General features: G+C 71.0%; 22 protein-coding genes. 9 read left to right on the top strand and 13 right to left on the bottom strand.

The window, feature by feature from the left end; translation table 11 throughout:
• Nucleotides 1–45 precede the first annotated feature (45 nt).
• Nucleotides 46–1,515 (top strand): APC family permease, encoded by a 1,470-nt coding sequence (locus tag QSK30_RS03395; RefSeq protein ID WP_285499443.1) that lies wholly within the window; start codon nucleotides 46–48, stop codon nucleotides 1,513–1,515.
• 6 nt (nucleotides 1,516–1,521) lie between these two features.
• On the opposite strand, the gene QSK30_RS03390 is transcribed toward QSK30_RS03395, so the two are convergent.
• The 4 genes from QSK30_RS03390 to QSK30_RS03375 form a co-directional block, all read right to left on the bottom strand.
• Nucleotides 1,522–2,232, bottom strand: a complete 711-nt coding sequence (locus QSK30_RS03390) for an SDR family NAD(P)-dependent oxidoreductase (RefSeq protein WP_285499442.1) — start codon at nucleotides 2,230–2,232, stop codon at nucleotides 1,522–1,524.
• A 34-nt stretch (nucleotides 2,233–2,266) separates the two neighbouring features.
• On the bottom strand, nucleotides 2,267–2,761 hold the full coding sequence (locus tag QSK30_RS03385; protein WP_285499441.1) for a hypothetical protein: 495 nt from the start codon (nucleotides 2,759–2,761) through the stop codon (nucleotides 2,267–2,269).
• A 105-nt stretch (nucleotides 2,762–2,866) separates the two neighbouring features.
• Complete coding sequence (locus QSK30_RS03380; protein ID WP_285499440.1) at nucleotides 2,867–4,498, bottom strand: amidohydrolase; 1,632 nt, start codon at nucleotides 4,496–4,498, stop codon at nucleotides 2,867–2,869.
• A gap of 179 nt (nucleotides 4,499–4,677) precedes the next feature.
• Nucleotides 4,678–4,986: a hypothetical protein gene (locus QSK30_RS03375; protein ID WP_285499439.1), complete on the bottom strand. Its 309-nt coding sequence runs from the start codon at nucleotides 4,984–4,986 to the stop codon at nucleotides 4,678–4,680.
• Nucleotides 4,987–5,134: 148 nt separating this feature from the next.
• Here QSK30_RS03375 and QSK30_RS03370 point away from each other — a divergent pair, with 148 nt between their 5' ends.
• Complete coding sequence (locus tag QSK30_RS03370; protein ID WP_285499438.1) at nucleotides 5,135–5,380, top strand: nucleotidyltransferase domain-containing protein; 246 nt, start codon at nucleotides 5,135–5,137, stop codon at nucleotides 5,378–5,380.
• A gap of 67 nt (nucleotides 5,381–5,447) precedes the next feature.
• On the opposite strand, the gene QSK30_RS03365 is transcribed toward QSK30_RS03370, so the two are convergent.
• From QSK30_RS03365 to QSK30_RS03350, 4 genes are all read right to left on the bottom strand, one after another.
• Nucleotides 5,448–6,242: a putative protein N(5)-glutamine methyltransferase gene (locus QSK30_RS03365; protein ID WP_285499437.1), complete on the bottom strand. Its 795-nt coding sequence runs from the start codon at nucleotides 6,240–6,242 to the stop codon at nucleotides 5,448–5,450.
• 119 nt (nucleotides 6,243–6,361) lie between these two features.
• A complete protein-coding gene (katG, locus tag QSK30_RS03360; protein ID WP_285499435.1) occupies nucleotides 6,362–8,560 on the bottom strand; it encodes a catalase/peroxidase HPI in 2,199 nt (732 codons plus the stop codon).
• Between the two features lie 62 nt (nucleotides 8,561–8,622).
• Complete coding sequence (locus QSK30_RS03355; RefSeq protein ID WP_285499434.1) at nucleotides 8,623–9,054, bottom strand: Fur family transcriptional regulator; 432 nt, start codon at nucleotides 9,052–9,054, stop codon at nucleotides 8,623–8,625.
• Nucleotides 9,055–9,179: 125 nt separating this feature from the next.
• Complete coding sequence (locus QSK30_RS03350) at nucleotides 9,180–10,799, bottom strand: PucR family transcriptional regulator (RefSeq protein WP_285499433.1); 1,620 nt, start codon at nucleotides 10,797–10,799, stop codon at nucleotides 9,180–9,182.
• A 130-nt stretch (nucleotides 10,800–10,929) separates the two neighbouring features.
• Here QSK30_RS03350 and QSK30_RS03345 point away from each other — a divergent pair, with 130 nt between their 5' ends.
• Both QSK30_RS03345 and QSK30_RS03340 read left to right on the top strand, forming a co-directional pair.
• Nucleotides 10,930–12,426, top strand: coding sequence for a CoA-acylating methylmalonate-semialdehyde dehydrogenase (locus tag QSK30_RS03345; protein ID WP_285499432.1), 1,497 nt, complete (start codon nucleotides 10,930–10,932; stop codon nucleotides 12,424–12,426).
• A 17-nt stretch (nucleotides 12,427–12,443) separates the two neighbouring features.
• The gene (locus QSK30_RS03340) at nucleotides 12,444–13,829 is read left to right on the top strand and encodes an aspartate aminotransferase family protein (protein ID WP_285499431.1); all 1,386 of its coding nucleotides are present in this window, start codon (nucleotides 12,444–12,446) and stop codon (nucleotides 13,827–13,829) included.
• Nucleotides 13,830–14,571: 742 nt separating this feature from the next.
• Here the strand turns inward: QSK30_RS03340 and QSK30_RS03335 are convergent.
• Entirely contained in the window at nucleotides 14,572–15,375 is an 804-nt protein-coding gene (locus tag QSK30_RS03335) for a DUF7402 domain-containing protein (RefSeq protein WP_285499430.1), read from the bottom strand.
• Between the two features lie 435 nt (nucleotides 15,376–15,810).
• Complete coding sequence (locus QSK30_RS03330) at nucleotides 15,811–17,154, bottom strand: MFS transporter (RefSeq protein ID WP_285499429.1); 1,344 nt, start codon at nucleotides 17,152–17,154, stop codon at nucleotides 15,811–15,813.
• A 172-nt stretch (nucleotides 17,155–17,326) separates the two neighbouring features.
• On the opposite strand from QSK30_RS03330, the gene QSK30_RS03325 reads away from it, so the two are divergent.
• The gene (locus tag QSK30_RS03325) at nucleotides 17,327–17,707 is read left to right on the top strand and encodes a MarR family winged helix-turn-helix transcriptional regulator (protein WP_285499428.1); all 381 of its coding nucleotides are present in this window, start codon (nucleotides 17,327–17,329) and stop codon (nucleotides 17,705–17,707) included.
• A 37-nt stretch (nucleotides 17,708–17,744) separates the two neighbouring features.
• Here QSK30_RS03325 and QSK30_RS03320 read toward each other — a convergent pair whose 3' ends face one another.
• Nucleotides 17,745–17,957 (bottom strand): hypothetical protein, encoded by a 213-nt coding sequence (locus QSK30_RS03320; RefSeq protein ID WP_285499427.1) that lies wholly within the window; start codon nucleotides 17,955–17,957, stop codon nucleotides 17,745–17,747.
• Nucleotides 17,958–18,124: 167 nt separating this feature from the next.
• Here QSK30_RS03320 and QSK30_RS03315 point away from each other — a divergent pair, with 167 nt between their 5' ends.
• The 4 genes from QSK30_RS03315 to QSK30_RS03300 all read left to right on the top strand — a co-directional run bounded on the left by QSK30_RS03315 (nucleotide 18,125) and on the right by QSK30_RS03300 (nucleotide 20,484).
• Nucleotides 18,125–18,961, top strand: coding sequence for an NYN domain-containing protein (locus QSK30_RS03315; protein ID WP_285499426.1), 837 nt, complete (start codon nucleotides 18,125–18,127; stop codon nucleotides 18,959–18,961).
• A 163-nt stretch (nucleotides 18,962–19,124) separates the two neighbouring features.
• On the top strand, nucleotides 19,125–19,784 hold the full coding sequence (locus QSK30_RS03310; protein WP_285499423.1) for a hypothetical protein: 660 nt from the start codon (nucleotides 19,125–19,127) through the stop codon (nucleotides 19,782–19,784).
• A 145-nt stretch (nucleotides 19,785–19,929) separates the two neighbouring features.
• On the top strand, nucleotides 19,930–20,082 hold the full coding sequence (locus tag QSK30_RS03305) for a hypothetical protein (protein ID WP_285499421.1): 153 nt from the start codon (nucleotides 19,930–19,932) through the stop codon (nucleotides 20,080–20,082).
• A gap of 21 nt (nucleotides 20,083–20,103) precedes the next feature.
• Nucleotides 20,104–20,484 (top strand): hypothetical protein, encoded by a 381-nt coding sequence (locus QSK30_RS03300; RefSeq protein WP_352231543.1) that lies wholly within the window; start codon nucleotides 20,104–20,106, stop codon nucleotides 20,482–20,484.
• A gap of 25 nt (nucleotides 20,485–20,509) precedes the next feature.
• On the opposite strand, the gene QSK30_RS03295 is transcribed toward QSK30_RS03300, so the two are convergent.
• Complete coding sequence (locus tag QSK30_RS03295) at nucleotides 20,510–20,923, bottom strand: ATP-binding protein (RefSeq protein WP_285499419.1); 414 nt, start codon at nucleotides 20,921–20,923, stop codon at nucleotides 20,510–20,512.
• A gap of 109 nt (nucleotides 20,924–21,032) precedes the next feature.
• On the bottom strand, nucleotides 21,033–22,220 hold the full coding sequence (locus QSK30_RS03290) for a glycosyltransferase 87 family protein (protein ID WP_285499417.1): 1,188 nt from the start codon (nucleotides 22,218–22,220) through the stop codon (nucleotides 21,033–21,035).
• Nucleotides 22,221–22,258: the final 38 nt, after the last annotated feature.

Below are 22,258 nucleotides of genomic sequence, written 5' to 3'. Positions count from 1 at the left end.
AGTTCTTTGATGACCAGTCAAAGAACTAAGTCCGAGGAGACCGCCATGCCGGATCCGTCGTCGTCACCGTCCACACCGGTCCCGCCACCGTCCGCACCAGCGGCACCGGCCCTGCGCCGGGGCCTCAAGGTGCTCGGCACCCTGCTCATCACGCTCTCCGCGATCTCGCCCGCGTCCTCGGTGTTCATCATCGCGCCGGGGGTGGTGGGCCAGGCGGGCAGCGGCGCGTTCTGGAGTTTCGTGATCGCCGCGGTGGTGGGCGTGTTCATGGCGTTCGTCTACGCGGAGCTGGCCTCGGCCTACCCGCTCAGCGGCGGCGAGTACGCCATCGTCGCCCGCACCCTGGGCAAGCTGCCCGGTTTCGTCACCCTCGGGCTGCTGCTGGTCACCCAGCTGCTGATCATCGCGGTGATCGCGCTGGGCGTGGGCACCTACCTGGAGGTGCTGATCCCGGGTCTGCCCGGCCCCGTGGTCGCGGCGGTGACCACCGCGGGCGCGACCGTGCTCGCGGTGTTCGACGTCAAGCTCAACGCCTGGATCACCGGGGTCTTCCTGGTGATCGAGATGGTCGCGCTGGTCGTGGTGAGCGCGCTCGGGCTGTTCGACCCGGCCCGCCCGCTGGGCGACCTGCTGGCCGCGCCGGTGGCGGCCGCGGACGGGGTCGTCGGCCCCGCCTCGGCCGGGCTGATCGTCGGCGCCGCGGCCGTGGCGATCTTCTCCTACAACGGGTACGGCTCGGCGGTGTACTTCGGCGAGGAGACCGCGAACGCCCACCGCGGCATCGCCCGGGTGATCCTGTGGGCGCTGGCGATCACCGTGCTGGCCGAGCTGGTCCCGGTCACCGCCGTGCTGCTCGGCGCGCCGTCGCTGCCGGACCTGTTCGCCGCGGACAACATGATGAGCTACTTCGTCACCGCGCAGGCGGGGTCGACGGTGAACACGGTGATCAGCCTCGCCATCGCGCTGGCCATCCTCAACGCGGTGCTGGCGATCATCCTGATCACCTCGCGGATGGTGTTCAGCACCGGCCGCGACGCCGCGTGGCCGGGTGCGGTCAGCCGCGCGCTGGCCGCCATCCACCCCAGCACCGGGACGCCGTGGATCGCCACCCTGGCCACCGGTGCGTTCGCCACCGCGCTGTGCTTCGCGGACAAGGACTTCCTCCTGGTGGTGACCGCCACCTCCATCGTCGCGGTGTACGCGGCGCTGTGCCTGGCGGTGATCAGCGGCCGCCGCAACGGCAGCACCGCGCACGCCGCCTACCGGATGCCGTGGTTCCCGGTCGCGCCGGTGCTCGCCCTGGCGGCGTTGGCCTACGTGATCTGGCAGAGCGCGCTCGACCCCGAGGTCGGACGCCCGAGTCTCGCGATCACCGCGGGCATCGGTGTCGCGTCAGCGCTGTACTACCTCGTGCTGCGCAGGCGTGGCGTGTGGGAGCTGCGCGGTCCGGCGGACGAGGAACCGGCCACGGAGGAGCCGCAGGCACGGGAGCGGGTCGTCGAACCGGGTGCGTGACGGGGGCTACCAGGGCAGGGTGCCCTGGGCGTCGACGTAGGTTCCGGTGGGCCCGTCCGGGCCCACCTGGGCCATCCGCACGATGATCTCGGCACCCTGCTCGACACTCTGGTGACCGGTACCGGCGTTCAGGTCGGTCGCGGTGAACCCGGGCTCCACGGCGTTGATCCGCATCGCCGGGAACGCCTTGGCGTACTGCACGGTCAGCATGTTCACCGCGACCTTCGACGTCGGGTAGGCGACTCCCGGGTAGGCGTGGCCCGGGGTGTCCGGGGTGCTCAGCCGGGTGAGCGAGGCGAGCCCGCTGCTCACGTTCACCACCACCGGCGCCGGGGATCGGCCCAGCAGTGGGAGGAACGCGTGCAGGACGCGCACCACACCGAAGACGTTCGTCTCGAACGTCCGCCGCAGCACCTCGGCGGTCAGGGCCGCGGCGCCGATCACGACGGTGCCGTCGGCCATCTCCTGCTGGATGCCCGCGTTGTTGACCAGGACGTCCAAGCCGCCGCCCGCCTCGACGACCTCGACCGCGGCGGCCACCGACGCGTCGTCGGTGACGTCGAGCTGGACGGCCCGGGCGCCCAGCCGCTCGGCGGCGAGGCGTCCGCGTTCGGCGTCCCGGCTCCCGAGGTAGACGGTGTGCCCGGCGGCGACCAGTCGACGAGCGGTCTCGAACCCGAGCCCTTTGTTCGCTCCGGTGATCAGTGTCGTCGTCATGATCTCGACGCTAGGACCTGGAGCGCGCTCCAGGTCAACCCGCCGCGGGCCCGTCCGCTCCCGGGGGCAGGCGGGCCGCGGTGACCACGCCGGAGAACGAGTACTCCACCACGACCTGGTCGACCGGTGAGTAGACCCAGAACTCGGCCGCGCGCTCGACGATGTCGACGAAGCGCGGCGCGGCGGAGCCGACCGCCAGCTCCACACTCGGGATCGCCGGGCTGGCCCACAGCAGGATGACGCTCCGTGCGGCGGGCATGTCGTGCTCGACGACCACGCCCAGGTCGACCGACTCCGAGTCCGCGGTGCGCAGCACCAGCCCCGGCGGCACCGCCGCCCACTCGATCGTGCCGTCGGTGTCGCGCGGGTACCGGTCCAGGCTCGCTCGCTCGGTCCGCAGGTGGCGGTCCAGGTCCAGCAGCTCGACCCCGGGCCGCCCCACCCAGCTCAGCAGCCGGTCCCACGGTTGGTCCGCGCGCACCACGCGCACCATGGACCGCGGCAGGAGGTCCGGCCGGGTCCCGTACACACGGTCGAGCGTCAAGGGGGCCGCCAAGCAGTCGCGCGAAGTCACTCTCCGTCCGCTGTCACGGTACGGCCTGGTCCCGCGCGGGCAGACCCCTGCCCACCCCCGTCAGCGCTGGAAGACCCGGCGACCCGCGAACCACGTCTCGGTCACCGTGGTGGCGGCGAGGTCCGAGGTGGCCGTCTGGAAGGGATCGCGGTCGAGCACCAGGAAGTCCGCGGACTTGCCCGGCGTCAAGGACCCGGTGACGTCGTCGACGCCCATCGCGCGGGCACCCGCGAGGGTGAACACCTCGACGGCCTCGGCGAGGGTGATGGCCTGCTCGGCCCACAGCGCCCCGGGGTGCGCGCCCGCGGGGTCCTGGCGGGTGATCAGGCCCTGGATGCCCTCCCAGGCGTTCGGCGACTCGCTCACCGGCCAGTCGGAGCCACCGGCGACCAGGGCCCCGCTGTCGAGCAGGGAGCGGTTGGGCTGCATGCGGGCGGCCCGGTCGGCGGGGAGAACGTCCGCGATGGCCGTGGGGATGACGCCGGGCACCCAGAGGAACGGCGAGATGTCGGCGGCGACACCCAGCTCACCGAAGCGGGCCAGGTCGTCGGGGTGCACGAACTGCCCGTGCGCCACCTGGAACCGGGTGTCGGCGAACCCCTCGGCGCGCAGCGCCTGGACGGCGTCCAGGGTGGCGCGCACGGCGGCGTCGCCGGTGCAGTGGATCTTGGCCGACAACCCCGCCTGGGCGGCGACGCGCAGCCAGCCCTCCAGTTCGCCGGGTGGCATGGTGGTCGCGCCGTGGAAGCACGCGCCGTGCACCTCGTCGGGCAGGTAGGGCTCCAGGAACGCCGCCGTCCGGGTCGGCGGGACACCGTCAAGGAAGATCTTCACGAAGTCCGGCCGGTGGTGCTCGGTGCGGTAGCGCTCACCGAGCTCCATCAGCGGTAGCCCGATCGGGTCGAACCCGAAGATCGGGTCGTTGATCAGCAGGCACGAGACCACCCAGGCGGCCAGCTCGCCCGCCTCGTCCAGCGACTTCAGCGCGCTGAGGATGTCGACCGACACCCCGGCGTCCTGGAACGCGGTGATCCCGAACGAGTGCAGGATGCCGATCGCGTGCCGCGAGGCGCTCGCGTGCTGCTCGTCGCTGAGCGCGCGGGTCTCCCGCAGCGCGCGCTCGACCAGCACGCCCGCGGCCTCCAGCAGGACCCCGGTGGGGGCACCGGTGGCCGGGTCGCGCACGATCACCCCGCCCGCCGGGTCCGCGGTCGCGGCGGTGACCCCGGCCAGCTCGAGGGCGCGGCTGCTCACCCACCGGTTGTGCCTGCTGTCGTCGCTCAGCGCGACCGGGCGGCCACCGGCGGCCTCGTCCAGCGCGTGCCGGGCGGACTCCCGCGACAGGGTCTCGACCAGCGTGGACGCCCACGCCCCGCCCACCACCCACTCGTCCGGGCCGAGGTCGCGCGACCAGTCGCGGACCGCGGCGAGGATGGCGGCGAAGTCGGCCTCCGCGCCGAAGGTCAGCTCGAACAGCTCGGCCCGACCGGCCAGCGCGTGGTGGTTGTGCACGTCGACCAGCCCGGGCATGACGAAGGCGCCACCGAGGTCGCGGACCTCGGTGTCCGGCCCGACCGCGACCTCGTTGAGGGCGAGCACCCGACCGTCCTGGACGGCGAGCGCCGACGCCCAAGGCCGCGCGGGGTCCACTGTGTACACGGTGGCGTTGGTCAGGATCAGGTCGGCTGCCAAGGTCGGGTCACTCCCCCGTCGAGTACTGGGCGGCGGGAGGCGACGCGACTCCCCCGCTCCCTACCGGCAGCAGTCTCGGCGGGGTGGCGGCCCGGCGGAAGCGACCGCGCGCGGTCGTGCGGCGCCGGACAACAAGGATGCGCTCAGCGCCAATCAAGGCCCGGACGGCTGGCCCGAGGTCAACCGGATCGGGTGAGGAAGCGGGCGCCGATAGTGGCGCCCGCGACGCACGGCAAGGTGATCAGCACGAGGTCACTGGTCCCGAACGGCCACCCGGAGGCCAGCAGCGAGAGCGGCGGCCAGAGCCCGGTCGTCCGGCGCACCGGCGCATCGCACGCGAACGGCACCACCCCCGACTCGATGTGCACACCCGGCCCGTCGCCCATGAGCCTGATCGCCGCCGCTGTGGCAACGACCCCGCCGACACCCGTGCAGACGACCAACAACGCCAACGCGGAGTACCGGACACGCACCCGATCTGGTTCCACGATGACAACCTAGGCGGGCACCTGGGCGTTTGTGGTGGGCGCGAAGTGAAGGCATTGTGGTGATGCGGCGCTGTGGTCATGTGCGCTGTGGTCATGTGCATTGCAGTTACGTGCATTGTGGTGGTGTGGCCGCCGGGGCGGGGGTGTCGTGACGAGCATCCGGTTCCCCACGCCCGCGCACCGCGGTGTCCTCGATGAGGTCTTGGCCGAACTGGTCGAGGATCCCTTGGTGTGCGGGGTGTTGCTGGGCGGGTCGCTGGCCCGCGGCACCGCGCGGGTGGACTCCGACCTCGACGTCCTGGTGGTGGCCACCGCGCCACCGGGTGCGTTCGCCGCCCTCGAAACCCGCCTCCCTGGCCCGCGATCACACCCACTCAGTCCACGTGGGACATAGGTTTCGTTGGCGCACAACAGAACCGGAGCCTTGACTCCGGAGCTGCCGACACGCGGCAGGCGCCTGGTCAGGCTGCTGGTTTGGTCCCGATGACGACGGTGCAGTAGAACTCCTCGGAGGTGACCACGCGGGGAACCAGTCCGTGCTCGGCCATGGTGCCCGCGGTCAGGTCGGCCTGGTGCTCGCCGGTCTCGATCAGCAGGCTGCCGCCCGGGGTGAGCCACCGCGATGCCTCGGCGGCGACCCTGCGGTGCACGTCCACCCCGTCCGGGCCACCGTCGAGGGCCACCCGCGGCTCGTGGTCGCGGGCCTCCGGCGGCATCATCGTGATCTCCTCGGACGGCACGTACGGCGCGTTGACGACCAGGACGTCCACCCGGCCGCGCAGCGCGGCGGGCAGTGGGTCGTAGAGGTCGCCCTCGTGGACTTGGCCGCCGAACTCCGCGAGGTTGCGGCGGGCGCACCGGACCGCGGCGGGCTCGATGTCGGCGGCGTGCAGATCGATCCCGTCGACCGCGGCGGCTATCGCGGCGCCGAGCGCGCCCGCGCCACAGCACAGGTCGACCACGACGGCTCCCGGCCGCGCGAGCTCGACGGCCTGCTGGACCACGAACGTCGAGCGCGTGCGCGGCACGAACACCCCGGCGTCGACCACTACCCGGCGACCGCAGAACTCGGCCCAGCCGAGGATGACCTCCAGCGGTGCCCCCTCGACGCGCCGCCGCACCATGTCCGCGAGTTCGACCGGCGAGCAGGCGGCGTCGAGGAGCAACCGCGCCTCGTCCTCGGCGAACACGCACCCGGCCGCCCGCAGCGTGGCCACCACGTCAGACACCGGTGATGCGGCGGAGAAGGCCGACATGGACGCCTTTCACAAAATCTGACAATGAGTTTCGAGCGTGCGCCCTGGAACCGAGTATCGAGCGGTGGTACCAGGGCGGTGTCCAGGCCGGCCGCCGTGCGGCCGGCCTGGACAGCGGATCACACCAGGTCGTAGCGGTCGAGCTCCATGACCTTGACCCACGCGGCCACGAAGTCGCGCACGAACTTCTCGCGCGCGTCATCGGCGGCGTAGACCTCGGCGACCGCCCGCAGCTCCGAGTTGGAGCCGAAGATCAGGTCGACGCGGCTGCCGGTCCACTTGACCGCGCCGGTGGCGTCGGTGCCCTCGAAGGTCTCCGCGTCCGCCGCCGTCGGCTTCCACGTGGTGCCCAGGTCGAGCAGGTTCACGAAGAAGTCGTTGGTCAGCGCGCCCGGGGTCGAGGTGAGCACGCCCAGGGTGGACTGCGGGGAGTTGGCGCCCAGCACCCGCAGGCCGCCCACCAGCACGGTGGTCTCCGGCGCGCTGAGGGTCAGCAGGTTCGCCCGGTCGACCAGGAGGTACTCCGCGGGCAGGCGGGTGCCCTTGCCGCGGTAGTTGCGGAACCCGTCGGCGACCGGCTCGAGGGCGGCGAAGGACTCCGCGTCGGTCTGCTCGGCCGAAGCGTCGGTGCGGCCCGCGGTGAACGGGACCTCGACGTCGTGGCCCGCGGCCTTGGCGGCCTGCTCCACGGCGGCGGACCCGCCGAGGACGATCAGGTCGGCCAGCGAGACCTTCTTGCCGCCGGTCTGGGCGCTGTTGAAGGACTCCTGGATGCCCTCGAGCGTGCGCAACACCTGGGCCAGCTCGTCCGGGCCGTTGACCTCCCAGCCGCGCTGCGGCTCGAGGCGGATGCGGGCGCCGTTCGCGCCGCCGCGCTTGTCGCTGCCGCGGAAGGTCGAGGCCGACGCCCACGCGGTGGAGACGAGCTGGGCGACGGTGAGCCCGGAGTCCAGGATCTTCGCCTTGAGCTCGGCGATGTCCTCGGCGCCGACCAGCTCGTGGTCCACGGCCGGGATCGGGTCCTGCCAGATCAGCGTCTCCTGAGGCACGAGCGGCCCGAGGTAGCGCTGGATCGGGCCCATGTCGCGGTGGGTCAGCTTGAACCACGCGCGGGCGAAGGCGTCGGCGAACTGGTCCGGGTTCGCCAGGAAGTGCCGCGAGATCCGCTCGTACACCGGGTCGAACCGCAGCGCGAGGTCGGTGGTGAGCATGGTCGGCGGGCGGCTGAGCGAGCCGTCCTGCGGGTCGGGCACGGTGTTGGCCGCGGCACCGTCCTTGGGCTGCCACTGGTGGGCGCCCGCGGGGCTCTTGGTCAGCTCCCACTCGTGGCCGAACAGGTTCTCGAAGAAGGAGTTGCTCCAGGTGGTCGGCGTGGCCGTCCAGGTGACCTCGAGACCGCTGGTGATCGCGTCGCGGCCCTTGCCGCTGCCGAAGCTGTTCCTCCAGCCCAGGCCCTGCTCCTCGATCGGGGCGCCCTCGGGCTCGGGGCCGACGTAGCGGTCGGGGTCGGCCGCGCCGTGCGCCTTGCCGAAGGTGTGGCCGCCCGCGATCAGCGCCACGGTCTCCTCGTCGTTCATCGCCATCCGGCCGAAGGTGTCGCGGATGTCGCGCGCCGAGGCCAGCGGGTCCGGGTTGCCGTTGGGGCCCTCCGGGTTGACGTAGATCAGGCCCATCTGGACCGCCGCGAGCGGGTTCTCCAGCTCGCGGTCACCGGTGTAGCGCTCGTCGCCGAGCCAGGTGCGCTCCGGGCCCCAGTAGACGTCCTCGTCGGGCTCCCAGACGTCGGCGCGACCGCCCGCGAAGCCGAAGGTGGTCAGGCCCATGGTCTCCAGCGCGCGGTTGCCGGTGAAGATCATCAGGTCCGCCCAGGACACGGTGCGGCCGTACTTCTTCTTGACCGGCCAGAGCAGCCTGCGCGCCTTGTCCAGGTTGCCGTTGTCCGGCCAGCTATTGAGCGGGGCGAAGCGCTGCATGCCCGCGCCCGCGCCACCGCGGCCGTCGTGGACGCGGTAGGTGCCCGCGCTGTGCCAGGCCATCCGGATCATGAACGGGCCGTAGTGGCCGAAGTCGGCGGGCCACCAGTCCTGCGAGGTGGTCAGCACGGCGTCGACGTCGGCGGCGAGCGCGTCGAGGTCGACGGTCTGGAAGGCCGCGGCGTAGTCGAAGTCGGCGTCCATCGGGTCGGCCACCGCGGTGTGCTTGCGCAGGATCGCGAGGTTGAGCTGGTTGGGCCACCAGTCGCGGTTGCCCCCGCCCTCGGTCGGGTGGTTGAAGCGCCCAGCCGAGACCGGGCAGCCGCCTGCGCCTTCCTCGTTCATGTCTCCAACTACGGCGTCAGGGCTTTCAGACACGGGAATCCTTCCGAGATGAGAGCGTGTGCTCAGGAACTGAGTGCGGTGGTGCAGTCGGGGCAGCGGCCCCAGTAGACGACCTCGGCCTCGTCGATGGTGAAGCCGTGGGCGTCGGAAGCGGTCAGGCAGGGCGCGGGCCCGACGGCGCAGTCCACGTCGGCGATGGCCCCGCACCCCCGGCACACGACGTGGTGGTGGTTGTCCCCGACCCGCGCCTCGTACCGCGCCACGGACCCCGGAGGCTGGATGCGCCGGAGCAGACCCGCGGTGGTGAGCGCGCGCAGCACGTCGTAGACGGCCTGGTGGGACACGTCCCCGAGGCCGGTCCGCACGGCCCCGATGATCGAGTCCGTGTCGGCGTGCGGGTGCTCGTGCACCGCGGCCAGCACGGCTAATCGCGGACGCGTCACGCGCAGCGCGACCTCGCGCAGCATCCGCTCGAAGTCCGAGGTGGGGGGCACGCGGCACAGTGTGCCCACTTTTCTTGAACCAATCAAGAACCGCCCGTGAACACGGCGTGCCCGCCGGACATGATGATCTTGCCAGGTCCGCTCGGCGGGCCGGCGACCGCCCACCGCGACGCCGATCAGCCGGTGACGCGCGCCGCCTGGTCGTGAGCCAGGACCGCCAGGTGCAGCGACAGCCGGGTCTCCGCGTCGGCGATGTCGCGGTCCAGCACGTCCGAGAGCCGCTTGAGCCGCGCGTACACCGCGGGTCGACTCAGGTGCAGGACGCGCGCGAGCACGGCGACATTCCCGTTGGCGGCGAGGTAGGAGCGCAGCAATCCGACCAGGTCGAGGCCGGGTTCTTCGCCGTGCCGCTGCGCGCGGTGGCTGAGCAGGGGGTGCAACTGGAGTTCGGTGAACTGCTGGAGCCTGGGGTCCGCGCGCAGTGACCAGAGCAGCCCCCGCGCCCCGAGGTCACGGGTCCGGTGGACCCGTTGGTGCCCTGGGTTGGCGGCGACGGCATCGGCGACGTGGGTCGCTTCCTCCAGCGCGGCGGCCAGCCCGGTGAGCCGGGTGGCCGGGGTCGCGGCGGCGGCCACCAGCCCGGCCGGGAGCCGGGGGTGGTCCGCCAGGGCGGCCAGGAACGAGCGCACGGCCGCGGGCTCGTCGGTGTCGGCGGGGCAGGAGAACACGACCGCGATCCGGCCGGGCGCGGTGATGCCGGTCAGGGCGCCCCGGCCCTGGGCTCGGGCGGTCGCGGCGGCGGCGTCGAGTGCGGCTTGGTCGACCTCGGCCGACGGGGCCCCGGGCGACCCGACGGCGAGGACCAACACCGCGTAGGCGCGACCCGCGCGCAGGCCGATGGCCCGCAGCCGCGCGCTCATCGCCCGCTCGTCGGTGACCTGCCCGGCGAGCAGGTCGCGCAGCAGGCCGCCGTGGGCGTCGAGGGCGACGTCCAGCCCCTCACCCTGGAGCATCCGAGTGATCGCGAGCGTGGCCGCGGCCCGTTCCAGCACCGCCACCACCCGGTCGGCGTCGGACTCGGCCACCGCGAGCGGCACCACCAGCCGACCCCAGCGGCCGCGGCGCGGGCCGACCGGTGTGCAAAGCCAGCGCTCGGGGCCCGCCACCGCGGTCTCGGCACCCGCGACCGCCAGCCGCGACCTGGACTCCCAGTCGCGCAGCACCTCCCCCGCCCTGGTGGTGTCGCTGAAGGCGATCGCGTGGTGGGACAGGTCCTCCAGCACGACCGGGTGGCCACCGAGGGCACTGGCCTGGGCCAAGACCTCCTCGACCCGGCCGCCCTCCACGGTCAGCGTGGTGAACACCTGGTCGACCTGCTGGGTGAACCGCAGCCGCTCGTGCTCGACGTCGAGGATGCGGGCGTGCACCGCCTCGGTGATCTCGACGAACCGCACGGTGCGCCGCAGCTCCACCAGGGGCAGCCCCAACCGCCGGGCGGTGCGGACCATCGGCTCGGGCAGGGCGGGCAGGTGCCTGCCGAGCTCCACGACCAGCCCGCTCGCCCCGGCCTCGCGCAGGGCGGTGACGTAGGCGGCCAGGTCGGCGCCGGGGTCGGTGGCCACGATGCCGGTGGACAGCAGCAGCTCACCGCCCTCGAGGGTGCCCGCGACGTTGGCGATCTCGCTGACGTGCACCCAGCGGACGGGCCGGTCGAGACCCTCCGCGCCCGCGCGCACCCGCGGGTCGCCCGCCTGGACGCTGGGGGTGGCCAGCACGTCCGCCACGGTCGGGTACATGGCCGGACCCTAGCACCGGGCTTTACACATCGTCGGCCCTCGTCAGAGATGTGCGGCAGTGTGTAACTAGCCGTGCGCGGGCGGGCGCAAGAGGCTGGTGTGGAACCAGATGTGAGTGGAAGGGAATCGGATGAACGCGAGCACCGTGGGGCACTGGATCGATGGCGCGGAGGTGCCTGGCGACTCGGGCCGCACGGCCGACGTGTTCGACCCGGCCACCGGCAAGGTCGCCCGGCAGGTGGCGATGGCGGGCCCTGCGGAGATAGAACGGGCGGTGGCGTCCGCCGCCGCGGCGTTCCCCGGCTGGCGGGACACCTCGCTGTCGCGGCGCACGCGGGTCCTGTTCGCCTTCCGCGAGCTGCTCGACGCGGCCACCGACGAGCTCGCCGAGATCATCACCGCCGAGCACGGCAAGGTCGTCTCCGACGCCCAGGGCGAGGTGGCGCGCGGCTTGGAGGTGGCGGAGTTCGCCTGCGGGATCGGGCACCTGCTCAAGGGCGGGTACACCGAGAACGCCTCCACCGGGGTGGACGTGCACTCGATCCGCCAGCCACTCGGCCCGGTGGCGGTGATCAGCCCGTTCAACTTCCCGGCGATGGTGCCGCTGTGGTTCGTGCCGATCGCGATCGCCGCGGGCAACACGGTGGTGCTCAAGCCGAGCGAGAAGGACCCGTCGGCCGCGCTGCTGCTGGCCCGGCTGTGGCAGCGGGCGGGCCTGCCCGACGGGGTGTTCACCGTGCTGCAAGGGGACAAGGAGGCCGTCGACGGGCTCCTGGACCACAAGTCGATCAAGGCCGTCTCATTCGTCGGGTCGACCCCGGTGGCCCAGTACGTCCACCAGCGCGCGGGCGCGGCGGGCAAGCGGGTGCAGGCCCTGGGCGGGGCCAAGAACCACATGGTGGTGCTGCCCGACGCCGACCTGGAGCTGACCGCCGACGCGGCGGTCAACGCCGGGTTCGGCTCGGCGGGCGAGCGGTGCATGGCCATCAGCGTGGTGGTCGCCGTCGGCGCGGTCGCCGACCCGCTGGTGGCCGCGATCGCCGAACGGGCCCGCGGCCTGCGCACCGGCGACGGCAGGCGCGGCTGCGACATGGGGCCGCTGGTGACCGGCGCGCACCGGGACAAGGTCGCCGACTACGTCGCCGCGGGCGAGCGGGCGGGCGCCAAGCTGGTGGTCGACGGCCGGGAGGTCGTGCCCGACGCCGACGGCTCCGGCTTCTTCCTCGGCCCGACGCTGCTCGACCACGTGACCCCCGAGATGTCGGTCTACACCGACGAGATCTTCGGACCGGTGCTCTCGGTCGTCCGGGTCGACAGCTACGCCGAGGCGCTGGACCTGGTCAACGCCAACCGGTACGGCAACGGCACGGCGATCTTCACCGGCGACGGCGCCGCCGCCCGGCGGTTCGAGAACGAGGTCGAGGTCGGCATGGTCGGGGTCAACGTGCCGATCCCGGTCCCGGTCGCCCACTACTCCTTCGGCGGTTGGCGGGACTCGCTCTTCGGCGACACCCACGCCTACGGCACCGAGGGCGTGCACTTCTTCACCCGGGGCAAGGTCGTCACCTCCCGCTGGCCCGACGGCACGCGGCACGGCCTCGACCTCGGCTTCCCCCGCAACGACTGAGACGAAGGACGGCACACATGACGCTCACCGAGCACGACCCGGCCGCGTCCGCCCTCGGCGGCACCGGGTGGGGCAACCTCTGGCCGCACTTCACCAGGCTCTCGACGCACGCGCAGCAGCAGATCCCGGTGATCACCCGCGGTGAGGGCGCCCACCTCTGGGACAACCGCGGCAGGCGGGTGCTGGACGGGCTGTCCGGCCTGTTCGTGGTCCAGGTCGGCCACGGCCGCCGCGAACTGGCCGACGCGATGGCCGCCCAGGCGGCGGAACTGGCCTACTTCCCGGTGTGGGGCTACGCCACCCCGCCGGCCATCCAGTTGGCCGAGCGCCTCGCCGACGCCGCACCGGGCGACCTGAACCGGGTCTTCTTCACCACCGGTGGCGGCGAGGCCGTGGAGAGCGCCTGGAAGGTGGCCAAGCAGTACTTCAAGCTCATCGGCAAACCCCTCAAGCACAAGGTGATCAGCCGCGCCGTCGCCTACCACGGCACACCCCAGGGCGCCCTGGCCATCACCGGCCTGCCCGCGATGAAGCAGCAGTTCGAACCCCTGACCCCCGGCGGTTTCCGGGTACCCAACACCAACTTCTACCGAGCCCGCGAACACGCCGACGACCTGGTCGCCTTCGGCCGCTGGGCCGCGGACCGGATCGAGGAGGCCATCCTCTTCGAGGGCCCGGACACCGTGGCCGCGGTGGTCCTGGAACCGGTGCAGAACTCCGGTGGTTGCCTGACCCCACCACCCGGATACTTCGAACGGGTCCGCGAGATCTGTGACACCCACGACGTCCTACTGGTCTCGGACGAAGTGATCTGCGCCTTCGGCAGGCACGGCACCACCTTCGCCTGCGAGAAGTTCGGCTACCAACCCGACATCATCACCTGCGCCAAGGGCATGAGCTCCGGCTACGCCCCGATCGGCGCGATGATCACCAGCGACCGGATCATCGAACCCTTCCTGCACGGCAAGACGGTGTTCCCGCACGGCTACACCTTCGGCGGCCACCCGGTCTCCGCGGCGGTCGCCCTCGCCAACCTGGACATCTTCGACACCGAAGGACTCAACCAACGAGTCCTGGACAACGAAGCCGCCTTCGGCGCCACCATCGGCAAACTGCTAGACCTCCCCATCGTCGGCGACGTCCGAGGCGACGGATACTTCTGGGCAGTGGAACTGGTCAAGGACAAGCACACCAAGCAAACCCTGGACGCGGACGAACGCGAACGCTTGATCCGTGGTTTCCTACCGGGAGCCCTGTTCGAGAACGGGCTGTACTGCAGGCCGGACGACCGAGGGGACCCGGTGGTGCAGGTGGCACCGCCGTTGACCTCCGGACAGGCGGAGTTCGACGAGATCGAGCGAATCCTCCGGCACACGCTGACCGAGGCCACTGCGTTGCTGTGACGGGCTAGGGACCGTGGAACGCCGCAATCCATTGCTACAGCGGCGTTCCACGGCCACCGGCCACACAGCAATCTACCTCTCGTCCTCCCTTGTCCTCCTTGCTCTTCACTCTCTAAATGCCGAGCCGGCTGGTACGCAAGACCCGTTACGTTTGTGCTCGATTGGGTGGACTGCCTTCGTGTGGGGGGAGAGCACCGCTAAACTTGCCGTGGGTGGGGATGCCCTTCACCCGCCCTTTTTTCACCACCGCGGTGCTCTAGGGGCCCCACGCGAAGGCAGTCCAGCCAATCGAGCCCCGCTCTTACTCGGGCAGCTCATGAGGTGTGCCGCCCGGGGGTCGACGCCACGGGTGGCTCGTAGACATGGGCTGCCCGAGGAAAAGACGGGGCTCGATCTAGTGAACTCGCTTCGTGTGGGGCCCCTAGAGCACCGCGGTGGAGAGAAAAGGGCAGGTAAGGGCATTCCCACCCACGGCAAGTTTAGCGGCACTCTCCCCCCACACGAAGCGAGTCCACTAGATCGAGCATCCGTAGCGGGCGTTGCGTTCCAGCGCGGTCGGCCTATCCGCTGCGGATGGGTGGGTGGTGGCGGGCGGGTCCATGGCTGGGCTTCGGTGCCAGCGGGGTCGCTATTCTCTGGCGTACCAGCGAGATCGGCCTATCCGCTGCGGTTTGCTGGGGAGCGGGATTCACTTGGGTACCAGCGAGGTCGGGATCCTGTCGCGTACCAGCGGGGTCAGCCTTCAGTAGGCGTATACCTGGACCTCGTTCACCCGCAGCACGTTCGGCTGGCTGGAGGGACCGACCTTCGCCAACACCCTGACGCCTCTGCTGAGGCGGGGCGGGAACCAGACCTGCACGGTGTTCGCGGTGTTGTAGTTGTAGGTCCCGACTGTGTCGTACCAGGTGCCGTTCTGGTGGAGGACCTGGATGTCGAAGTCGCGCAGCTGGTTGCCGGGTGTGGTGTGCAGGACGATGTGGCCGACGCTGGTGTAGTCGTGCCAGCGGATGGCGACCCATTCCGGGCCTGCGTCCGCTGATCGGGTGGTGGTGCTCCAGCTGTCCCGGCAGTCCTGGCCCGCGTTGGTGTAGCCGTCGTTGACCTTGGTGGCCCAGTAGCCCGGTGTGGTCGAGGATGCCTGGGCGTAGCCGAACAGGGCGATGTTCTCGCCCGGTGTCGACGGCCTGGTCGTGGGTTGCGGGAGGCTGGTCAGGGCGCCGGGTGCCGGTTGGTAGGTCGTCCCCGGCGCGGGGACGGAGGTGGTGTAGGTCGGGCCGGGCGTGGTCGTGGTGGTGGTCGTCGTGGTCGGGATCGGGGTGTAGCACGACGGGACCGTCGGGGTGGTCTGCGTGGTCCGGGTCGAGGAGGACGGGATGGTCGGGGTGGTCGAGTTCGGGGTCGACGACGGCGGGAAGGTCGTGGGTGCCGCCGCCGTGTGCGTGCCGGTCTTCGGTGCGGCGGTGGCGGTGGGGACCAGGACGGCCAGGGTCGTGAGGCTGAGCGCGGCGAGTGCGATGGGGACGTGTTTGCGTGCTGGCAGGCGCACCGGTGGTTCCTCTCGGGGGTCAGGGTGGGGGACGCGCGGGATCGCGGTGCCTGGGACGGGTCCGCATCGGATTCGCGCTGGGATTCGGTGACAGCACAAGGAATCTAGCGAACGGAGATCATCGCTGGAAAGGGTTTCCCGTGTGCTGGTAAAGGTTTCCCCCGGTCCGGTGACGATCCACATTCTCGTCGGGTGAACTGTCCCGGGAGATTCCGCCGAACGCCAACCGATCCATCGGTGATCGGCGTCTGAAGTGGACTGTAGTCCGCTATTCCCAGTCATACCAACGATGTGCCGCGATGCAAGCCCGGGTGCGCACCACCGGCCCGCCACCAGCACGTCGAGGTCGGCTTGGTGGTGTCCCGGCATTTGCCGAGTACCGTCCTGGCCGAAGACGTGCGCGGTAGCGGGCCGGTAGTCCCCCTTGCCCCCGATTCAGCGGCGACGTGCGCGGCGTGCCAGCGGTACGAGGTTGAGCAGCAGGCCGACTACCGCCACCACGGTCACCAGGTTCAAGCCTGGTCGGAACCCGCTGAGGTCGGTGGGGGTGGTGGCGCCCGCCAGCACTGCCGTGACGACCGCCAGGATGAGGGCGGAACCGACCTGGCCGGAGGTTTGGAGCAGGCCCGCGGCCAGGCCCTGTTCGGCGTCGTCGATGCCGTCGGTGCCCTGGGCCATGATCGCGCTGAAGCCGAACCCGAACCCGCCGCCGAGGAGCAGCATGGCGGGCAGGATGGAGGTGAGGTAGTCCGGTGTGCCGCCCGCGGTGAACAGGAACCAGAGGTAGCCCAGGCTCAACGACACCATGGAGGCCAGGATGAGCCGTTCGGTGCCGTAGCGGTCGATGAGCTTGCCGACCAGTGGTGAGCCGACCACCACCACGAGGCCCGCGGGCAGCAGCGCGAACGCCATCGCCAACGGTGCCCAGCCCAGGACCTTCTGCAGGTAAAGAGTCATCATGAACTGGAAGCTGATGTAGGAGCCCATCAGCGCGATCACGCTGAGGTTGGCCCGGACGACCGTTGCCACCCGCAGGATGCCCAGGCGGATCAGCGGGTGCGCGATCCGGTTCTCGATCAGCACGAACGCCACCAGCAGCCCGGCGGCCACCACGATCGAGCCCAGGGTCAGCGGGGAGAGCCAGCCGCGCTCGGGGGCGGTGACCACGGTGTAGACGGCGAGCAGCATGCCGGTGGTGAGGGTGACCGCGCCCCACAAGTCGTGGCCGCCCTCGGCGCGGGTGGTGTCGCGCGGGATCAGCCGCAGGCCGAACACCAGCGCGCCCAGGGCCAGCGGCACCGGGGTCAGGAAGGTCCAGCGCCAGCCCACGCTGGTGAGCAGGCCGCCGATGATCAGGCCGGAGGAGTACCCGCTGGCGCCGAACACGGTGAAGATCGACAGCGCCCGGTTGCGGGCCGGACCCTCCGGGAAGGTCGTGGTGAGGATGGACATGGCGGTCGGCGCGGTGAACGCGGCGGCCAGCCCCTTGGCGAAGCGGGTGATCACGAGCAGCACGCCGTCGTCGACCAGGCCGCCGACGAGCGAGGCCGCGGCGAACGCGCCGAGCGCGATGAGGAAGACCCGGCGGCGGCCGAGCAGGTCCGCGGTGCGGCCGCCGAGCAGCAGCAGACCGCCGTAGCCGAGCACGTAACCGTTGACCAGCCACTGCAGCGACGAGTCGGACATGCCCAGCTCGGCGCCGATCGAGGGCAGCGCGACACCGACCATGGAGACGTCCATGCCGTCGAGGAACAGCACGACGCACAACACGGCCAGCACTCCCCAGAGCCGGCCGGACCAGGCGGGAGCCCGCGTGGACGCGGGGGCGGGTGATGTTTCGGTGAGAGACACAGCGCCAAACTACATGCGACAGCATCTAATGTAGCAACATGTTATTCCAGCGCATAAGATGCATCGACATATGTTGTCTGCGCATGCTAGGGTGCAGGCCATGTTCCAGCGGCCTGAGCTCATCGACCAGTGGCGGTCGCTGACGCTGCGCTACAACGAGATCGCCTGCAGGCTCGACCGCGAGCTGGCCGAGGCGCACGGCGTGAGCATGAACGAGTTCGAGACGCTCGACCGGCTCGCCGCCCAAGACTGCGACAGCCTGCGCATGCAGGACCTCGCCGCGGCGATGTACCTGAGCCAGAGCGCCCTGTCGCGCACGGTCGCCCGCCTCGAGAAGGCCGGCCTGGTCGACCGGTCCCTGTGCGAGGCCGACCGCCGCGGCGTCTTCGTCCGCATCACCGACGAGGGCCGGGCCCGGCACGCGGGCGCCAGTCGCACCCACCTGACCATCCTCACCGCGTACCTCACCGCCGCCAAGTGACCGCCGCGGTTCGGTGACCGGACGGGCCGCGCGGCGATCAGAGGAAGGTCGTCTGCCCGATCGGCACGGACAGGCTCGACAGACCGCGCAGGGCGCAGTCGAGGTTCGGGTTGGCCGCCCCGACGGTGTGCGAGTTCGTGCCGGTCAGCGGTCCGCTGGTCCGCGTGGTCCGCACCGTCCCGTCGAGTACGTCACTGACCACACCCGCCCGCAGGTGGGCATCAACACCGTTCAGGGAAACGCGGTTCACCCTTCGCTCTGGCGAACCGTCCGCGAGGCGGCACCGCAAGTGCCGCAAGGGAAAACAAGGGCCGTCCGTGTCATCAGGCCGGGAGCCGGGACGAGTTTCGGGTGATCCGGCGTGCCGACGCGCGGACGGGGATCTGCCGCCGACACCCGCCCGGTAAGGTCGGCCAAGTGGGTGAACTCGTGCACATCGGTGTGTTCTACGACGGGACGTGGTTCGCGTACCTGAGTGACTTCTACGCCACCGCCCACCCGCGGGCCGCCCGAGTCGCCCTCGACGGCTTCCACGACGCGCTGCGGTGGTTCGTGCACACCCAGACCGGGCGCCCACTCGACGAGTGCGTGGTGCGGGAGGCGCACTACGTTCGGGGCCGCATCGAGACCCCGGCCACCTCCTTCGACACCGCCCTGGCCGTCGCCGGGATCACCCGCCACGACCTGCCCCTGCACGGCGGCAAGGAGAAGGGCGTCGACGTCCACTTCGCACTCGAGGCCTGGGAACGCGCCACCACCACCCCCCTGCACTGGGTCGTCCTGGTCACCGGCGACGCCGACTTCACCCCACTGGCCACCCGCCTCACCCGCCGAGGAATACGGGTCGTGGTACCGGTGGTCGACGAACTGCCACTACCTCCGGAGTGGACACCCCGCACCGCCGCACCACTTCGCGCCGCCGCCACCACAACCCCGTCCTTCGACGCGCTGTTCGCCCCCGCCGACCGCGACGACTACCCCCTGCGGCGCCCCTTCGTGCGGTCCACAGAGGCCGTCGCCGCGGCACCGGGCCTCCCCCGCGGCCGCCGACGCGGCACCGTGACCGGCTGGCGGCCGGGCCAAGCCCACGGCTTCATCACCGACACCCGCGGCGCTTCATGGTTCGCCTCCCGCGACGAACTACCCAACGGCTACACCCTGCTCCTCACTGGAACCTCGGTGTCCTTCACCGGTTCCCCCACACCGATCCCCGGCCACAAATACCCCCGCGCGACCGCCATCCACCTTGAATAACCACCTGTCGCAACACTTCACCACCCAGCCAGACAGCCACTCCGGACCAGCCCGCCCTGCTGGAGAGCGCGGGGCGGCACAAGCTCGACCAAGCCCAGGGCTCTGAGCAAAGCCCGCAACCCCTGCAGATCCACGCCCGACTCACACAGGTCTAATGCACCGCATGACCGTCTACGACCTAGCCCAACACCTCCCGCCCATCGACCAGCTCCGCGCCCGCTGCATCGCCCTGGCGGCGCTGGACGTCCTCCTCTCCCCCGACAGGGACGACCGCTACCACGACCACGACCCCGCCTGGTCCCCCGGAACCGAGGTGTCGGTCAAGCGCAACGGCGGCGGTGACGAGTACTCCATCGCGTTCACCCCCGCGGGCGCCTTCGTCCGCGGTTTCGACCACGAGTCGCCGATGAGCCCGTACGCCACCGACGACGGGCAACCGTGGCCCGGTGTGCTCGACCGGGTGCCCGCCGTGTTCCAGCCGTGTGTCGACGAGCCCGCCTTCGCCGACGAGGGCGTTCCCTCGGTCACCGTCTGCCTGTGGCGGGAGCACACCGACGACCGGTGGCACCACGGTGAGATCGACTTCCCCGGTGACGGGGACGACGGCGCCGACTGGTTGTTCAGCCCCCTCGCCGACGGCACTCCCGAGGCTTTCCAGGAGTTCGCCCAGGACTACTACGAGACGTCGGTGGACCTGGCCGCGGTGCGCCACGTGTACGCGCTGCGCCCGCTGACCGACGAGGTCGTGGGCAAGCTGAACAGCGAGGCCACCCTGTCCGGTGTGATCGAGGAAGTCCTGCGGACGGGGTACCCAGCCCGATAGCACCGCACATTGCCGGTGACGCGCAGGTGTCAGGGCCACCCACACGGGGTACGTGAAGCATGATCGGGTTCTTCGGGACCCGGTGCCAGGTCCGGTTCCGCCGCCCCGCGCTCCGCCGCGGGGCGCAACAGGGTTGGGAGCAGCCATGCCTCGGGTCCAACAGCACCGCCGTCGACTGCCGGGCAACTGGTTCCGCACCACCTCGGTGCAGAGCCACTACCGCCGTTCGCCCGCGCTGATCCCCACGATCATCGCCGTGGCTCTGGCGCTGATCCTGCTGCTGGTCATCATCTTCTGACTCTTCTGACCCTGCTCCCCCGTGGACGACCCCACCGCCCCGGTCCGGCTCACCCGTGAGACGGTGACCGGGGATAAGGTGGGGTGGAACGGCACCGAGCGGATGGAGCGGACGATGAGCGACGACCCGAACGTGGTGGACGCCGAGCTCGTCGACGAGCCCGCCACCGCACCCGCGCCGGTGCTCCCGCCCGCCGACTACTCCGCGGGCGGCGTCCCCAGCTTCGACTACGTCCGCGACCGGATCGAGAACCGCGTCCACACCTCCGCGGGCTCGGTAGAGCTGGCCGGTCTGGGTGGCTCCGGCCCGGACGTGAAGTCCCTGGACGAGCAGCTCGCCGACCGCGAGGAGGCGGGCCGGGCCAAGCTCGCCGAGATCCGCCGGTCCATGGGCCTGGAGTGACCGGTACGCCGGTCCAGTCCGCGGGTCAGTCGCCGTCGGTGGTGAAGTAGGCGGTCAGCGTGCCGTGGTCCTCCTCGACGGTGAGGTCCACGCGCTCGGCGACCCGGGCGATCAGGCGCAGCCGGTGGTCGCGGTCGTCCCCGGAGCCCGAGGTCCCCGCCGTCCACGTGTAGTGGTCGATCGCGGTCATCACCACGCCCGCTTCGTCCCAGTGCAGGGTGACGGTCGTGTCCTCCTTCTCCGCGCCCTGCTGATGGATCGCGTCGCTCACCGCCTCGTGCGCGGCCAGCACCACGTCCTCGCGCAGCGGCTCCGGGACGCGGCGGGAGTCCAGCCAGCGCTGCAGCTGCCCGCGCAGGGTCGCCAGGTGCTCGACCCGGCCCGGCACGGTGGTGGCGAACACCGCTACGTCGTTGTCCGTGATGTCCGGGTGCCTCATGTCCCGTGGAGTACCCGGCCCCGCGCCCAGGACACCTCAATGGTTCAACCAATTTGTCGATCATGGCCGAGCTGGGCGCCCAGCCGCCCAATGATCCACTGTGGACCCCTCAGTCGAGTGTCCTAGGTGGACTCGCCAGCGCGGGCGCCGGGGCGGCGGCGCGGACATCCGGCGCGGTCTCGGCCGAGCCGCGCGCCCGGGGCCTCGGCAGGCGGAGCCACGGGGTGGACGCCACAGCGGCCGCAGCCGTCGGATCCGCCCGCAGCCGGGTCCTCGTGGTCATCGACACAACCACCAGGGCCAGTACCGCGTAGTAGAGGTATGTGTTGACCAGGAACGAGTCCGTCCACCAGTGCGGCGCGGCGAAGAACACCACCGCCCCGCCCAGGGCGAGTGTCCGCTGCCCGTAGGCGAAGAAGACGAGGAGTACCGGCAGGCACCAGACCCAGTGGTGGGACCACGATATCGGCGACACCAGCAGCATTGCCAGCGCATTCACCGCGAACGCCAGTGGGCCGTCCACTCGGCGCATTCCGGCGACCGCCAACGCGATTACCGCCACCGCCAGGACCGGCCACAGCCACGTGGTGTCCACTCGGGTGAGTGCACCCAGGATGGATTGATTTCCCTCGTAGCCGACGCCCACTTTCTCACCGGTGGTGAACACCGCCTTGGTCCAGAACTCGACTGATTCATCCCAGGCGAAGAGGAATCCGGCACCGGTGGCGGCGGCGAAGGAGATCCCGGCGTTCCTGAGTGATTTCCAGTCGCGGCGGAGCAGGAAGAACAGGATGAACGCGGCCGGGGTCAGCTTCAGCGCCGCGGCCACCCCGACCAGGGCGCCGCGCGGCCAGCGCGGGGTCCGGACCAGGCAGTCCGCCGCCACCATGGCCATCAGGACCACGTTCACCTGCCCGTAGAACAGGGTGGAGCGGAACGGTTCCAGGAACAGCAGCGCGGGCAGTAGCACCAGCCAGTTCCTCGACAGCCGCAGCGCGGGCAGCGCCACGGCCATCGTCACCGCCGCGAGCGTGACGGTGAGGAATGCCATGACGGCGCTGGCCACCGGGAACGACACGACAGTCAACGGGATCATCGCGACCGCCGAGATCGGCGGGTAGATGAACGGCAGCGTGAAACCGAGAGACGTCTTGGGCAGCGTTTCGTAAATGTTCCCGCCGGTCAGCCAGGTGTCCACGCCGATTCGGTAAACTTCCAGGTCAAGCTGGTAGTAGTTCGCGAAGTAGACAATCCAGGCGCCCGAGAGCACAACAGCCACAGCGGCGAGAACTCGCATGCGGCATGTGTACTGACACCCCCATGGCGTGCCGGTAA

The sequence above is a fragment of the Actinokineospora sp. NBRC 105648 genome, assembly GCF_030269645.1.
In the GTDB taxonomy this organism is placed as follows: Bacteria; Actinomycetota; Actinomycetes; order Mycobacteriales; family Pseudonocardiaceae; genus Actinokineospora.
The sequence above is the reverse complement of the archived record's forward strand: the minus strand, read 5'-3'. Positions and strand labels throughout refer to the sequence as shown.

What these genes read in the sequence shown, in the direction of transcription:
- QSK30_RS03395 (WP_285499443.1), top strand. Translation starts at nt 46, where the DNA reads ATGCCGGATCCGTCGTCGTCACCGTCCACACCGGTCCCGCCACCGTCC.
- QSK30_RS03390 (WP_285499442.1), bottom strand. Translation starts at nt 2,232, where the DNA reads ATGACGACGACACTGATCACCGGAGCGAACAAAGGGCTCGGGTTCGAG.
- QSK30_RS03365 (WP_285499437.1), bottom strand. Translation starts at nt 6,242, where the DNA reads ATGTCGGCCTTCTCCGCCGCATCACCGGTGTCTGACGTGGTGGCCACG.
- katG (WP_285499435.1), bottom strand. Translation starts at nt 8,560, where the DNA reads ATGAACGAGGAAGGCGCAGGCGGCTGCCCGGTCTCGGCTGGGCGCTTC.
- QSK30_RS03350 (WP_285499433.1), bottom strand. Translation starts at nt 10,799, where the DNA reads ATGTACCCGACCGTGGCGGACGTGCTGGCCACCCCCAGCGTCCAGGCG.
- QSK30_RS03345 (WP_285499432.1), top strand. Translation starts at nt 10,930, where the DNA reads ATGAACGCGAGCACCGTGGGGCACTGGATCGATGGCGCGGAGGTGCCT.
- QSK30_RS03340 (WP_285499431.1), top strand. Translation starts at nt 12,444, where the DNA reads ATGACGCTCACCGAGCACGACCCGGCCGCGTCCGCCCTCGGCGGCACC.
- QSK30_RS03325 (WP_285499428.1), top strand. Translation starts at nt 17,327, where the DNA reads ATGTTCCAGCGGCCTGAGCTCATCGACCAGTGGCGGTCGCTGACGCTG.
- QSK30_RS03310 (WP_285499423.1), top strand. Translation starts at nt 19,125, where the DNA reads ATGACCGTCTACGACCTAGCCCAACACCTCCCGCCCATCGACCAGCTC.
- QSK30_RS03305 (WP_285499421.1), top strand. Translation starts at nt 19,930, where the DNA reads ATGCCTCGGGTCCAACAGCACCGCCGTCGACTGCCGGGCAACTGGTTC.
- QSK30_RS03295 (WP_285499419.1), bottom strand. Translation starts at nt 20,923, where the DNA reads ATGAGGCACCCGGACATCACGGACAACGACGTAGCGGTGTTCGCCACC.
- QSK30_RS03290 (WP_285499417.1), bottom strand. Translation starts at nt 22,220, where the DNA reads ATGCGAGTTCTCGCCGCTGTGGCTGTTGTGCTCTCGGGCGCCTGGATT.